We start from the raw sequence: 12497 nt of genomic DNA, 5'->3' as shown, positions 1-12497 counted from the left end.
GCGGTAGAGCTCGAGGCAGCACTCGATGAGGACCTTCTCGGCGAACGGGTCGCCGACCTGGACGCTCGGGAGCTTCTTGTGGCCGCCGCCGCCGGCGGAGCCGGTGAAGGTCTCGGAGGCGAGCACCGACACCCCGCCGATCCCGTCGAGGCCGGTCCGCGCCCCGAACAACACGATCTTGTTGCCGACGCCGGAGGCGAAGGCCAGGTGCAGGTCCTCGACCCGCAGCACACCGACGCACAGGGCGTTGACCAGCGGGTTCCCGGAATAGGTGGGGTCGAAGACGACCTCGCCGCCGAGGTTGGGCAGGCCGAGGCAGTTGCCGTAGAAGCCGACCCCGGAGACGACGCCGGGCAGCACGCGGGCGGTGTCCGGGGCGTCGAGCGGGCCGACGCGCAGCCCGTCCATGACGGCGACCGGGCGGGCGCCCATCGCCATGATGTCGCGGACGATGCCGCCGACGCCGGTGGCGGCGCCCTGGTGCGGCTCGACGTACGAGGGGTGGTTGTGCGACTCGATCTTGAAGGTGACCGCCCAGCCGTCGCCCACGTCCACCACGCCGGCGTTCTCGCCGATGCCGGCCAGCAGGTGGCGGCGCATCTCGTCGGTCGTGGTCTCGCCGAAGCGGCGCAGGTGCACCTTCGACGACTTGTAGGAGCAGTGCTCGGACCACATCACCGAGTACATGGCGAGCTCGGCGTCGGTCGGGCGGCGCCCGAGGATCTCGCGGATCCGGGCGTACTCCTCGTCGCGCAGGCCGAGCGCGGCGTAGGGCTGCTCGCGGTCCGGGGTCGCGGCGGCGGTCTCGACGGTGTCGGTGGGTTCCGCCGTGCTCGTGGCGGCCTGCGCGGTCACGTCCTCGACCCTACGCACGGGCGGGGGACCACGTGGGGCTCGTGATCATGCCCACGACGAACGTGCGCGAAACTCCCCGGACGAGGGAGAGGTCGCCCGAGCGGTGTCCGATCCGTCACTCGTCGTACGTCACCGACCGCACATCTCACTCACCACGCGTGTCCCTCGATCGGGTGGCCGTTCGTGGTCCGACTATGACGTCTCGGCGAGTCCGCGCGTGGCGTGTCGTGTCGATCCCGGTGACTGTCGGACCCCGCATCCATGATGGCGCGATGACCGCAGCCTCCGTCCGCGCACAGTGGGCCGGCCTCGACCCGGTTCGCGGCTCCGCGCCGGCACCGGGGAGCGCCACCGCACACACGGCGGCCTCCTCGTCCGTCGAGGACGCCGCCGGGCCCTCACGGCCCGACCCGCTGGCCGCCCTCCCCCTCGTCCTCGACCGTGAACTCGTCGAGGTCCGCCGTCACCGCCTCGAGCTCGCGGGCCGCGTGCCCGCCGGCGTCGCCCCGTACGTCGACCCCTCGCAGGGCATGCTCGAGCTCGTGTTCGACGGGGTGGCCGGCCCGGTCGTCCTCGCCGTCGCGCCCGGCGCCCGCGGGGACACGATCGTCCCGGTGCTGCCCGCGCCCGCCCCGGAGCGGGACGACGGCCTGGAGGTCGGGGACGTCGCGCCGTTCGACGAGCTGGTGGGCGACACGCTCGAGGACGTCGACCGCGTGGTCGGTCACGTCGAGCGGCCCGACGAGATGCGGGGCCTGGTCCTGCACCTCGGCGGACGGATGCTGATGCTCTACGCCGACCTGTGGGAGCTGCGCGTCACGCTGCTGCCGTGATCCGGGCCAGCACCGACGTGAAGAGCGCCAGCCCGTCGGTGCTCGGCCCGGTCAGGGCGTCGATCGCGTGCTCGGGGTGCGGCATGAGCCCGACCACGCGCCCGTCGGCGGAGCAGACCCCCGCCACGTCGTGCAGCGCGCCGTTGGGGGCGGGCTCGGCGTAGCGGAACACCACCCGTCCCTCGCCCTCGAGGCGCGCGAGCGTCTCGTCGTCGGCCACGAAGCGGCCCTCGCCCGACTTGAGCGGCACGGTGATCTCCGCGCCCGCCGCGAGGTCGGTGGTCCAGGCCGTCGAGGCGTTCTCCACGCGCAGCCGGGTCTCCCGGCAGATGAAGCGCAGCCCGGAGTTGCGCACCAGCGCTCCGGGGAGGAGCCCCGCCTCGCAGAGGATCTGGAAGCCGTTGCAGATGCCGAGGACCGGCAGGCCCCGGTGGGCCGCCTCCACGACGGGGCCCATCACCGGGGAGCGCGCGGCGATCGCGCCCGCGCGCAGGTAGTCGCCGTAGGAGAACCCACCTGGCACGACGACCGCGTCCACGCCCTGCAGGTCGGTGTCGCGGTGCCACAGGGACACCGCCTCACCCCCCGCGCGGCGCACCGCCCGGGCCGCGTCGACGTCGTCGAGGGTCCCGGGGAAGGTGATGACCCCGACGCGGGCGCTCACGCCTGCACCCCGTCGGCGTCGCCCGCAGCCACGTCGGTCGCGCGGCGGACCACCCACTCCTCCATCACCGGGTTGGCGAGCAGCGTGCCCGCGATGCGCTCGAGCTCGGCGTCGGACACCGCGTCGTCGACCTCGAGGACGAAGTGTTTGCCCTGGCGGACGTCGGCCACACCGGTCACCCCCAGCCGCCCCATCGCGCGGGCCACCGCCTGGCCCTGGGGGTCGAGGATCTCGGCCTTCGGCAGGACGTCGACGATCACGCGGGCCACGGCGACCACGGTACCGGGTTCGCCGGGGCGCCCGACGGGGAAGAGCCCGGGCCATGAGCGCCACCGAACTCGTGCACCTCGGGCACGCCTGCGTCGTGGTCGACACCGGCGCGGCCCGCGTCCTGCTCGACCCCGGAGCCTTCTCCGAGGGCTGGCAGACCCTCGAGGGGCTCGACGCGATCCTCGTCACGCACCAGCACTTCGACCACCTCGACGTCGAGCGCCTGCCGGCGTTGCTCGAGCAGAACCCCCGCGCGGAGCTCGTCGTCGATCCCGGGACCGCGGACGTGCTCCGCGGGCGCGGGATCGCGCACACGCGCCGCGAGCCCGGCGAGGAGTTCACCGTCGGGGGCACCCGGGTGGAGGTCGTGGGGACCGCGGCCGGCGAGCACGCGGTGATCCACCCCGACATCCCGGTCATCGCCAACAACGGCTACGTCCTGCGGGCCGAGGGCGGCACGGTCATGCACCCCGGGGACGCCTACGTCCCGGCCCCGGCCGGCGTCGACGTGCTCCTGCTGCCCACCGGGGCGCCGTGGCTCAAGGTCTCCGAGGCGGTCGACTACCTGCGGGCCGTGGCGCCGCCGATCGCGGTCCCGATCCACGAGGCCGTGCTCGCGAACCCCGACCTGCACTACGGCCTGTTCGACTCGCTCTCCCCGGAGGGCACGGACGTGCGGGTCCTGGGGCGCGGGGTGAGCACGCCGCTTCAGTAGGACTGCAGCGCCCGCACCCGCGCGGCCATCGCCCGGCGGCTGACCGCCGCGTCCGGGGCGAACACCTCGAACGCGTGCGGCACCCCGGGGTAGAGCTGCAGCTCCACGCCCACCCCGGCCTGGGCCAGCCGGGACGCGTAGTCCACGTCCTCGTTGCGGAAGATGTCGAGCTGGCCGACGTCGATGAACGCCGGGGGCAGGCCGGAGAGGTCGGTGGCCCGCGACGGCGCGGCGTAGGGCGGCACGTCGGGCCCGCCCGCCGTGTCGCCGAGCAGGCAGCCCCAGCCGGTGATGTTGTCGTCGGTCGACCACATGGCGAACGGCTCGATCCGGGGGTCGGGCGTCGTCGTGCGGTCGTCGAGCATGGGATAGACGAGGATCTGCGACGCGAGCGCGGGCCCGCCCCGGTCGCGGGCCATGAGTGCGACGGCGGCCGCCATCCCGCCGCCCGCGCTGTCGCCCATGATCGCGAGGCGCGCGGGGTCGACGCCCAGCTCGGCGGCGTGGTCCGCCGCCCAGCGCAGCGCGGCGTACACGTCCTCGACCGACGTCGGGTACGGGTGCTCGGGCGCGAAGCGGAAGTCGACCGAGAGCAGCGGGACGCCCGAGAGGTGGGTGTAGACGCGGCAGACCGGGTCGTGGGTGTCGATCGAGCACAGGAACATGCCGCCGCCGTGGACGTAGACCGCGAGCGACCCCGGCTGGTCACCGTCGCGTCGGTAGAGCCGCATCCCGATGCTCGCGCCGTCCTCCGCGCGGGCCGTGTGCTCGGTGACGGTCACGTCGGCGGGCGGGGTCCACGCGGCCGTCGCGCCGGCGATCAGGTCGTCCACCGCGGCCCGGCGGGTCTGCCAGTCACCGGCCGGGGGCGGGGTCTGCCCGGCCGCCGCCTCGGCGATCGGGGCCATCGCGAGGGCCACCTCGGGGTCCATCTGCAGCGTCATGGACGGAGTGGAACACGGGCGGAGTCGGCCCCGCCTCGCGAGCGGAGAGTCCCCACGTCACCACCCCGGGTGCTCACGAACGCGGAACGCGCCCGACCAGCTCCGACGGGTGGCGGGCGGCCCACGCCCGGGACCGAACCTCTGCGGACGCTCCACCCCACGGTGACGCGCCGCTCCGACACTCGCCGGTCTGCGGCGTCGGTCATCGGGACCGGGGTCGCCGACGAGGAGACGAGGAGAAGCGACGTGGACACACGCGAGCTCACCGAGCAGGTCCTGGAGACCTGGAACGCGAAGGACGAGGCAGGCTGGTCGGCCATGTTCACCGAGGAGGCGACGCTGGTGGGGCCGGGCGGAGTGCGCGGTTCGGGGCCGGAGATGGTGACGATGTTCTACCGGCTGTGGCAGGACGCGTTCCCCGACAACCAGTGTCGTCTCGTCCGCATCGTCGGTGGTGACGCCGGCGGCGTCCTCGAGGCCGTGTTCGAGGGCACCCACACCGACACCCTGCGCGCGCCCAGCGGTGACGTGGCCCCGACCGGCCGACGGGTCAGCATCCCCTTCGTCAACGTCTGCGGGTTCGCCGGGGACCGTATGACCGACTTCGCCCTCTACTTCGACCAGCTCGAGCTGTTGACGCAGCTCGGACTGGTCGCCGCCCCCGTGGGATAGGTGGCCGTAGGTACTTACGCGGTCGTCGACCACAGCTCCGGGTCGACCGCGCCGCCGGCGCGTGGGCGCGGCCGCTGGGCGGGCCCGACGAGCGTGGCCGGGACGGCGGGCACGGCCCCGTCCGCGAGGGCGAGGTCGACCGCCGCGACCAGCGCCTCGACGCCCGCGCCGACGTCGACGGTGAGGTGGCGCAGCGCGGGCTCGCCGGCCCGGCGGCGCGCACGGGCCAGTCCGAACCACGTCGGCGCCGGGTCCCCGGGACGCACGACCGGGCCGGCCACGCCCGCCGTCGGGACCCCGCCGGCACCGAGCCGGTGGAGCCCGGTGTCGTCGAGCAGCACCCCGAGGCCGGCCTCGGTGAGGGCGCGCCGGGTGCCGTCGGAGACCGACCAGCCCGGTGCCGCGAACCCGTCGGGCTCGAGGCCGAGTGCCTCGGCCGAGCGCGTCGCCCCGGCGAGGCGCAGCCGGGCCTCCAGCACGGGGAGCCGCCGGTATGGGCGGGCGTCGTCGTGGACCGACCGGAAGCCGCGCAACAGCACCGCGTCGCCGGCCCGGCGCCGGGCGACGGCGAAGGCGGCCACCTCGGGGTGCGGGCGCGGCCCGACGAGCAGGGTCAGCGGCACCCGGCGCGCGTCGAGGGCGTCGCAGCAGTCGACCGCGGCGGCGAGGGGAGCACCGGGACCGAGCCCGGAGAGCGAGACGAGGAGACGCACGGTCCCATCAGGCCCCACCGATGTGAGGACCGGTGGACGGCCACGTGAACAGCAGGGCGACAGGCCCGGAATTCACCTCACAGCGCCGGCGGCCAGCCCTGCCCGGTCAGCCGGGTGTAGGCCTCCACGTAGCGGGCCCGCGTCGCCTCCACGACGGACTCCGGCAACGGGGGCGGCGGGGCGTCGCCGTGGCGGTCCCAGCCGGACTCGGGCGAGGTCAGCCAGTCGCGGACGTACTGCTTGTCGAACGAGGGCTGCGGCCGTCCGGGCTCGTAGCCGTCCGCGGGCCAGAACCGCGACGAGTCCGGGGTGAGGACCTCGTCGCCGAGCACGAGGGCGCCGGTGCGGTCGAGGCCGAACTCGAGCTTCGTGTCGGCGAGGATGATGCCCCGGGAGGCCGCGTAGGCCGCGCCGCGCGCGTAGATCGAGAGCGTGAGGTCCCGCAGCGCCCCGGCCAGGTCGCTCCCGACCTGCTCGGCCACTGCCTCGAAGGTGACGTTCTCGTCGTGCTCGCCGAGCTCGGCCTTCGTCGCCGGGGTGAAGATCGGCTCGGGCAGCATGCTCGCCTCGGTGAGCCCGTCGGGCAGCGGGACGCCGCAGACGGCGCCGTCGCGGCGGTAGTCCACGACGCCGGAGCCGGCCAGGTAGCCCCGCGCCACGCACTCCACCGGGATCATCTCCAGGCGACGCACGAGCAGGGCGCGCCCGCGGACCTCGTCGGGGATGCGCTCGTCGCGGGCGGCGACGAGGTGGTGGGCGAGCGGGGGCGCGCCCCGGTCGCTGCTCGAGGTCCCGGGCCGACTGCCCAGCAGGCCGAACCAGAACACCGACAGCGCGGTGAGGACGCGGCCCTTGTCCGGGATCGGGGTGTCCAGGACGTGGTCGAAGGCCGAGATCCGGTCGGAGGCGACCAGCAGCAGCGTCTCGTCGTCGACCTCGTAGAGGTCGCGGACCTTCCCGGACGCCAGGTGCGGGTAGTCCGCGAGCACAGCCACGGGCGGCGAGGCTAGAGGATCGGGGCCGGGGCGTAGGCCGCCGCCTCCGGGCGGGTCGCGACGATCTCGGCGACCCGCCGCGCGACCTCCGCCACCTGGGCGCCGGCGGCGCCGACGAAGGCCGAGGGGTCGGCGACGGCGGTGGCGAGGTCGCCCTCGGTGACGCCGAGGCGGGAGTCGGCGGCGAGCCGGGCCAACAGGTCGTTGCCCTCGATCCCCTTCTCCCGCATGTCCAGGGCCACGGCGCGGGCGTGCTCGGCGACGATCTCGTGGGCGGTCTCGCGTCCGACCCCCGCCCGCACGGCGGCCATGAGCACGGCCGTCGTCGCGAGGAAGGGCAGGTAGCGGTCGAGCTCGCGGGCGATCACCGCGGGGTAGGCGCCGAACTCGTCGAGCACCGTCAGGAACGTCTCGAGCAGTCCGTCGATCGCGAAGAACGCGTCGGGCAGCGCGACCCGGCGCACGACGGAGTCGGAGACGTCGCCCTCGTTCCACTGGTTCCCCGCCAGCTCGGCGACCATGGCGGCGTTGCCGCGCAGCACGACGGCGAGGCCGTTGACCCGCTCGCAGGACCGGGTGTTCATCTTGTGCGGCATCGCCGACGAGCCGACCTGCCCCGCCTGGAACCCCTCGGTGACGAGCTCCTGGCCGGCCATGAGCCGGATGGTGGTGGCGAGGCTGCCGGGCCCGGCGGCGAGCTGCACCAGGGCTGAGAGCACGTCGTGGTCGAGCGACCGGGGGTAGACCTGCCCGACGCTGGTGAGCACCTCGGAGAACCCGAGGTGCGCCGCCACCCGGTGCTCGAGGTCGGCGAGCTTGCCCGCGTCGCCGTCGAGCAGCCCGAGCATGTCCTGGGCGGTGCCGACCGGGCCCTTGACGCCGCGCAGCGGGTAGCGCTCGATCAGCTCGGTGAGGCGGCGGTACGCGACCAGGGTCTCGTCGGCGGCCGACGCGAACCGCTTGCCCAGCGTGGTGGCCTGCGCGGCGACGTTGTGGGAGCGGCCCGCCATGACGAGCTCGGAGTGCTCGACGGCGAGGCGGGACAACCGCGCGAGCACCGCCACCGTCTTGTCCGCGACGAGGCGCAGCGAGTCCCGGATCTGGAGCTGCTCGACGTTCTCGGTGAGGTCCCGGCTCGTCATGCCCTTGTGCACGTGCTGGTGGCCCGCGAGGTCGTCGAACTCCTCGATGCGCGCCTTCACGTCGTGGCGGGTGCGGCGCTCGCGGGCGGCGATCGAGTCGAGGTCGACGGTGTCCAGCACGCGGCGGTAGTCCTCGAGGACCCCGTCCGGGACGTCGATCCCCAGGTCGGCCTGGGCGGCGAGCACCGCCAGCCACAGCTCCCGCTCGGCGACGACCTTGCGCTCGGGCGACCACAGGTCGCGCAGGGCGGGCGAGGCGTAGCGCGCGGCGAGGACGTTGGGGATCACGTGTCCCGAGGATACGGGTGAGGATGGAGCGCCGTGACCCCCGTTGACCTGCGCTCCGACACCGTCACCCGACCCTCGGCCGCGATGCGGGAGGCCATGGCCACCGCCGACGTCGGCGACGACGTCCTCGACGGCGACCCCACGCTCGACGCGCTGGCGCGCCGCGTCGCCGACCTGCTCGGCGTCGAGGCGGCCCTGTGGACCCCGACCGGCTGCATGGCGAACGCGATCGCGCTGATGGACCACCTCGAGCGGGGGGACCGCTTCCTCGCACCGGCCGGCGCCCACGTGCTGGAGGCCGAGCTCGGGACGTCGGCCTGGCTCGCCGGGGGCCTGCCCGCGCCGCTGCCGCACGGCGCGGGACCCGGTCGTCCGACGCCGGACGGGGTGGTTGCCGCGGCCGGGACGGCGGGCCCGTACTTCGGGCTGCGGACCCGGCTGCTGTGCCTGGAGAACACCCACAACTCGGCGGGCGGCGCCGTGACCCCGGTCGCCGAGCACCGGGCGCTGGTGGCGGCAGCCCACGACGCCGGGCTCGCCGTGCACCTCGACGGCGCACGGATCTGGCACGCGGCGGTCGCGCTCGGGGTCGCGCCGGCGGAGCTCGTCGAGGGCGTCGACACCGTCAGCGTGTGCCTCTCGAAGGGGCTGGGGGCGCCGATGGGCTCGCTGGTCGCCGGGTCGGCGACCTTCGTCGCGCGGGCGTGGCGACTGCGCAAGATGCTCGGCGGCGGCATCCGGCAGGGCGGGGTGGTCGGTGCGGCGGGCCTCGTGGCCCTGGACGGGATCGCCGACCTCGCCGCCGACCACGAGCACGCCCGGCTGCTCGCCGACGGGCTGCGGGCCCGCGGCTGGCCGGTGTCGACGCCGGACACCAACATCGTGCTGGTCCCGACGACCGACGCGGCCACCGTCGTCGCGGGGCTCGCCGACGTCGGGGTGCGGGCGGTGCCCTTCGGTCCCGGGGTCCGGTTCGTGACCCACCGGGACGTCTCGCGCGCCGACGTCGAGGCGGTGCTGGAGCGCGCGGCGGAGCTGCCGGTCCCGGCGTGAGGGCTCAGGTGCCGTCAGGCACCGGGGAGCCAGCGCCCGAGACGGACGAGGGCCTCCCGGACGTCGTCGGTGGCGCCGGCGAACGAGAGCCGGATCCAGGTGTGGCCGTCGATCGGGTCGAAGTCGATCCCGGGCGCCACGGCCACCCCGGTCTCGCGCAGCAGCCGCTGCCCGAACGCCAGGGTGTCGTCGGTGTGGTGGGAGACGTCGGCGTAGACGTAGAACGCCCCGTCGGCCGGGGCGAGGCGGGTCAGCCCGATCTGCGGGAGCCCCTCGAGCAGCAGCGCGCGGTTGACCGCGTAGCGCTCGACGTGGGCGTCGGCCTCGGCGTAGGCGGCGTCGGTGAACGCCGCGAGCGCTGCCATCTGGGCCGGCACCGGCGCGCAGACGGTGAAGTTCCCGGAGATCACGTCGACGGCCCGGCGCAGCCGCCCGGGCACGAGCAGCCAGCCCAGGCGCCACCCCGTCATCGACCAGTACTTGGAGAACGAGGTGACGACGACGGCCTCGTGGCTGGTGTTCCACGCCGTCTCCGAGGCCGGGCTCGACCGGCCCGGGTCGTACTCGATGCCGTGGTAGATCTCGTCGCTGATCAGCTGCGTGCCGTGCTCGTCGCACCACCGCGCCAGCGCCGCCAGCTCGTCGGGGTCGATGACGGTGCCGGTGGGGTTCGCCGGACTCGCGACGATCAGCCCGGCGGGGGCCTCGTGGAGCTCCTCGAGCATCGCGACGGTCGGCTGGAACCGGGTCTCGGGGCCGGTCGGCAGCTCGACGACATGGCAGCCCAGGCTCGTGAGGATGTTCCGGTAGCAGGGGTAGCCGGGGCGGGCGAGGACGACGGTGTCGCCCGCGTCGAAGGCGGCGAGGAAGCTCAGCAGGAAGCCCCCCGAGCCGCCGGTGGTGACGACGACGTCGTCGGCGGTCACCGTGTCGTCGCCGTAGCGACGGCGGTGGTGCCCGGCGATCGCCGCGCGCAGCTCCGGGACGCCGAGCGAGCCCGAGTAGCCGAGGATCTGCTCGTCGAGGGCGGTGGCGGCGGCACGGCGGACGTCGACCGGCGCCGGGGTGGACGGCTGACCCGCCGAGAGGTTGACCAGGTCCCCGTGGGTGCGCTGCCGCTCGGCGGCCGCCGCCCACACGTCCATGACGTGGAACGGGGGCACCTGGGCGCGACGGGCGGGTGTCCTCGTCAGCGGCGAGCGGAGCGACGGGGATCCGGACTCGGGCCGCGCGGTCGTCACGCGCTCCACCCTGGCACAACGAGCTCGGCGGTCCGCGCCGCTCGCCCTCGCCGCGAGCATGATCACGGGTCGGGGAGCGACACGCCCGAGGAGCGCCGCGACACGCTCACGAACTCCGGATCTCCGTGCTCAGTACCCGACGTAGTGGTGGCCGCGGGCCAGGGCCTCCACGCCGGGGACGTTCGACACCGAGCCGTAGCGCCTGATGGCGTACCGGACCCCGGCGATGATGTTGTCGACCGGGTCGTGGATGTCGCCGTGGCCGGGCAGCTTGTTCGCGTCGAACGTCGGCCCGATCGTCTGCATGAGGCCCTCCGACGGCGTGCCCTTCGCGGCGTTGGAGTCCCACCCGTTGGACGCGTCCGGGTCCCCGCCCGATTCGTGGTCGATGATCGTCGCGATGTCGTCGGGGTTCATCTTGTCGGTGGGCACGCCGTGCTGGGCGAGGATCGCCGTCGCCTGCCGGATCCAGTCGCCGACCTTCCCGGGCGGGCCGCCGCCGGGTCCCGACGGCGAGCTCCCCGCACCCTGGTCCGCGCCGTCGCCGGTCGAGCCGCCGTCCTCGCCGGTCGAGCCGCCGTCCTCGCTCGGGGTCCCGCCGCCCGTGTCCGGGCCGTCGCCGGACCCGTGTCCGGAGCCGCCGGTGTCCCCGCCCGACCCGCCGTCGCCCTCGCCGTCGCCGGAGCCGGTGATCCGGGCCGACCGGACCGGCTCGTCGGCCCCGACCGTCGCCCGCTGCCGGTCCGCCCACCGCGAGGACGCGCCGGCCCCGCCCGACACCCCGGAGTCCGGCGAGCGCAGCCGCGACCACCCGGTCATCTCCCCGGTCAGGGCCCGCAGCCGCCGCGCCGCCCCGGCGACCTCGGACTCGACGCGGTCCAGTGCATCCTGCGCCCTGGCCGTCGGCGTGGCGATCGCCGCCCGGACCTCGTCGGGGGTCGGTGACCCGGGAGTGGCCGCCCGGGTGTACGCGGCGTCGAGGGCGTCGGAGACGTGGCCCGCGACCTCGTCGCGCAACGACTGCAGCGTCCGCCCCAGGTCCGCGAGCTCGCGCTGCGCGGCGCGGGCGGCGTCCCCGGCCGCGCCGCCGGCGCGGGTGAAGTCGGCGGCGTAGCGGGCGAACGCGTCGGCGCCGGGCCCCTGCCAGGCCTGCGCGACCTCGCCGCCGCCGTCCGCGACCGCCCGCATCGAGTCGTCCACGCCGTCGGCCAGGGCCGCGAGCCGGCGGCCGAGACCCGTCAGGGCCGCGGCGTCGATCCCCTCCACCCGCCGGGCGACGACGAGCAGCTCCTCCGTGCCCGGGGTCGTCTCGAGCGCGCCCACGACGTCGTACCCCCACCCCGCCACGGACGGATCACCGCCAGGCGAGGGCGCCCGGTCCCGACGTCGAGGCCCCACCGGAGAACCCGCTCGACCCGCGCGCCACGGCCCGCACACCGTCCGCCCCGGTGGCGTCGGCGTCCTGCATCGAGCGCAGCGTGGCGTCCAGTGCCCGGTCGACCTCGTCCATCCGCGCGCCGCCCGCGGTCAGTTCGCCCTCCAGTGCCGCGCGCAGGTCGGCCAGCGCGCCGGCGAGCGCCCCGCCCGCGGCGAGCCCACCGAGTCCGAGGTCGTCCGGGCCCGCGCCGAGCAGGTCGGCGAGCGCCGGGATGCGGCGCGCCTGCGCGGCGGCGGCGACGCGGGCCTGCTCGATAGCCGCGGAGCCGTACACGAGGTCGGGCATGCCGGCGAGCCTAGGTCGGCGCCGGGCCGTCCGGGGGCCGTTCGGGGCAAGTCCGGGGCGGGCGACGGGCTCCGCGACGACCGTGTCCGACGGAGCGGGTTCCGCGGCGCAGAACGCGCGCCGGGACGTCGCTCACCCCCGGACCGCGATCCGCCCCTCCGCCGCGGCCCGTGCGATGTCCGTGCGGGCGTGGGCGCCGGGCAGGTGCACCGCGCCCAGGCGGGTGTAGGCGTCGTCGCGCGCCTCGGCGAGCGTCGCCCCGGTGCCGACCACCGAGAGGACCCGCCCACCCGCGGAGACCACCGCCCCGTCCTCGCGGCGCCGGGTCCCGGCGTGCAGGACCCCCGGAGCGTCGGCCCCCCTGATCACCTCGCCGGTCCGGACTACTC

The 12497-nt window shown here is 75.4% G+C and carries 15 protein-coding genes; 4 read left to right on the top strand and 11 right to left on the bottom strand.

The genetic code is table 11. The features are described from left to right. A partial coding sequence (locus AC0CYZ_RS28060; RefSeq protein ID WP_472221393.1) for an AIR synthase related protein occupies positions 1-855 on the bottom strand: 855 nt, incomplete at its 3' end. Between the two features lie 272 nt (positions 856-1127). Here AC0CYZ_RS28060 and AC0CYZ_RS28055 point away from each other — a divergent pair. Continuing rightward, positions 1128-1688 carry a hypothetical protein gene (locus AC0CYZ_RS28055; RefSeq protein WP_472221392.1) on the top strand — a complete coding sequence of 187 codons (561 nt, stop codon included), beginning with the start codon at positions 1128-1130 and terminating at the stop codon, positions 1686-1688. On the opposite strand, the gene purQ is transcribed toward AC0CYZ_RS28055, so the two are convergent. Both purQ and purS read right to left on the bottom strand, forming a co-directional pair. Next, the gene (gene purQ / locus AC0CYZ_RS28050) at positions 1672-2352 is read right to left on the bottom strand and encodes a phosphoribosylformylglycinamidine synthase subunit PurQ (RefSeq protein WP_472221391.1); all 681 of its coding nucleotides are present in this window, start codon (positions 2350-2352) and stop codon (positions 1672-1674) included. The genes AC0CYZ_RS28055 and purQ overlap by 17 nt on opposite strands. Then, positions 2349-2621 carry a phosphoribosylformylglycinamidine synthase subunit PurS gene (gene purS / locus AC0CYZ_RS28045; protein ID WP_472221390.1) on the bottom strand — a complete coding sequence of 91 codons (273 nt, stop codon included), beginning with the start codon at positions 2619-2621 and terminating at the stop codon, positions 2349-2351. Before purS ends, purQ begins: the two co-directional genes overlap by 4 nt. Positions 2622-2674: 53 nt before the next feature. Here purS and AC0CYZ_RS28040 point away from each other — a divergent pair, with 53 nt between their 5' ends. After that, positions 2675-3337, top strand: a complete 663-nt coding sequence (locus tag AC0CYZ_RS28040; protein WP_472221389.1) for an MBL fold metallo-hydrolase — start codon at positions 2675-2677, stop codon at positions 3335-3337. Here the strand turns inward: AC0CYZ_RS28040 and AC0CYZ_RS28035 are convergent. Further along, entirely contained in the window at positions 3331-4281 is a 951-nt protein-coding gene (locus tag AC0CYZ_RS28035; protein ID WP_472221388.1) for an alpha/beta hydrolase, read from the bottom strand. The two genes, AC0CYZ_RS28040 and AC0CYZ_RS28035, sit on opposite strands and share 7 nt — an antisense overlap. A 246-nt stretch (positions 4282-4527) precedes the next feature. Between AC0CYZ_RS28035 and AC0CYZ_RS28030 the strand changes: the two genes are divergently transcribed. Then, positions 4528-4953 carry an ester cyclase gene (locus AC0CYZ_RS28030; protein WP_472221387.1) on the top strand — a complete coding sequence of 142 codons (426 nt, stop codon included), beginning with the start codon at positions 4528-4530 and terminating at the stop codon, positions 4951-4953. Positions 4954-4967: 14 nt separating this feature from the next. Here AC0CYZ_RS28030 and AC0CYZ_RS28025 read toward each other — a convergent pair whose 3' ends face one another. The 3 genes from AC0CYZ_RS28025 to purB form a co-directional block, all read right to left on the bottom strand. Continuing rightward, positions 4968-5666, bottom strand: coding sequence for a hypothetical protein (locus AC0CYZ_RS28025; protein ID WP_472221386.1), 699 nt, complete (start codon positions 5664-5666; stop codon positions 4968-4970). Positions 5667-5743: 77 nt separating this feature from the next. Continuing rightward, positions 5744-6661, bottom strand: a complete 918-nt coding sequence (locus AC0CYZ_RS28020) for a phosphoribosylaminoimidazolesuccinocarboxamide synthase (RefSeq protein ID WP_472221385.1) — start codon at positions 6659-6661, stop codon at positions 5744-5746. A gap of 11 nt (positions 6662-6672) precedes the next feature. Continuing rightward, positions 6673-8091: an adenylosuccinate lyase gene (gene purB, locus AC0CYZ_RS28015; RefSeq protein WP_472221384.1), complete on the bottom strand. Its 1419-nt coding sequence runs from the start codon at positions 8089-8091 to the stop codon at positions 6673-6675. 84 nt (positions 8092-8175) lie between these two features. Here purB and AC0CYZ_RS28010 point away from each other — a divergent pair, with 84 nt between their 5' ends. After that, positions 8176-9144, top strand: coding sequence for a threonine aldolase family protein (locus AC0CYZ_RS28010; RefSeq protein WP_472221395.1), 969 nt, complete (start codon positions 8176-8178; stop codon positions 9142-9144). Between the two features lie 14 nt (positions 9145-9158). On the opposite strand, the gene AC0CYZ_RS28005 is transcribed toward AC0CYZ_RS28010, so the two are convergent. The 4 genes from AC0CYZ_RS28005 to AC0CYZ_RS27990 all read right to left on the bottom strand — a co-directional run. Beyond that, positions 9159-10289 (bottom strand): pyridoxal phosphate-dependent aminotransferase, encoded by a 1131-nt coding sequence (locus tag AC0CYZ_RS28005; protein WP_472221394.1) that lies wholly within the window; start codon positions 10287-10289, stop codon positions 9159-9161. 225 nt (positions 10290-10514) lie between these two features. Then, the gene (locus AC0CYZ_RS28000) at positions 10515-11732 is read right to left on the bottom strand and encodes a transglycosylase SLT domain-containing protein (protein ID WP_472221383.1); all 1218 of its coding nucleotides are present in this window, start codon (positions 11730-11732) and stop codon (positions 10515-10517) included. Between the two features lie 7 nt (positions 11733-11739). Beyond that, positions 11740-12108: a hypothetical protein gene (locus tag AC0CYZ_RS27995; RefSeq protein ID WP_472221382.1), complete on the bottom strand. Its 369-nt coding sequence runs from the start codon at positions 12106-12108 to the stop codon at positions 11740-11742. A gap of 132 nt (positions 12109-12240) precedes the next feature. After that, on the bottom strand, positions 12241-12497 hold a 257-nt coding region (locus AC0CYZ_RS27990), incomplete at its 5' end, for a phosphoribosylglycinamide synthetase C domain-containing protein (protein WP_472221381.1).

It is taken from the genome of Actinomycetospora sp. (assembly GCF_055612215.1).
Note: the sequence above shows the minus strand (reverse complement) of the source record. Positions and strands in the feature narration are given on the sequence as shown.

Bases quoted from the DNA above. Each gene is read 5' to 3' on its own strand.
- AC0CYZ_RS28040 (WP_472221389.1), top strand. From the start codon at position 2,675: ATGAGCGCCACCGAACTCGTGCACCTCGGGCACGCCTGCGTCGTGGTC.
- AC0CYZ_RS27995 (WP_472221382.1), bottom strand. From the start codon at position 12,108: ATGCCCGACCTCGTGTACGGCTCCGCGGCTATCGAGCAGGCCCGCGTC.
- AC0CYZ_RS28055 (WP_472221392.1), top strand. From the start codon at position 1,128: ATGACCGCAGCCTCCGTCCGCGCACAGTGGGCCGGCCTCGACCCGGTT.
- AC0CYZ_RS28010 (WP_472221395.1), top strand. From the start codon at position 8,176: ATGCGGGAGGCCATGGCCACCGCCGACGTCGGCGACGACGTCCTCGAC.
- AC0CYZ_RS28035 (WP_472221388.1), bottom strand. From the start codon at position 4,281: ATGACGCTGCAGATGGACCCCGAGGTGGCCCTCGCGATGGCCCCGATC.
- AC0CYZ_RS28005 (WP_472221394.1), bottom strand. From the start codon at position 10,289: ATGGACGTGTGGGCGGCGGCCGCCGAGCGGCAGCGCACCCACGGGGAC.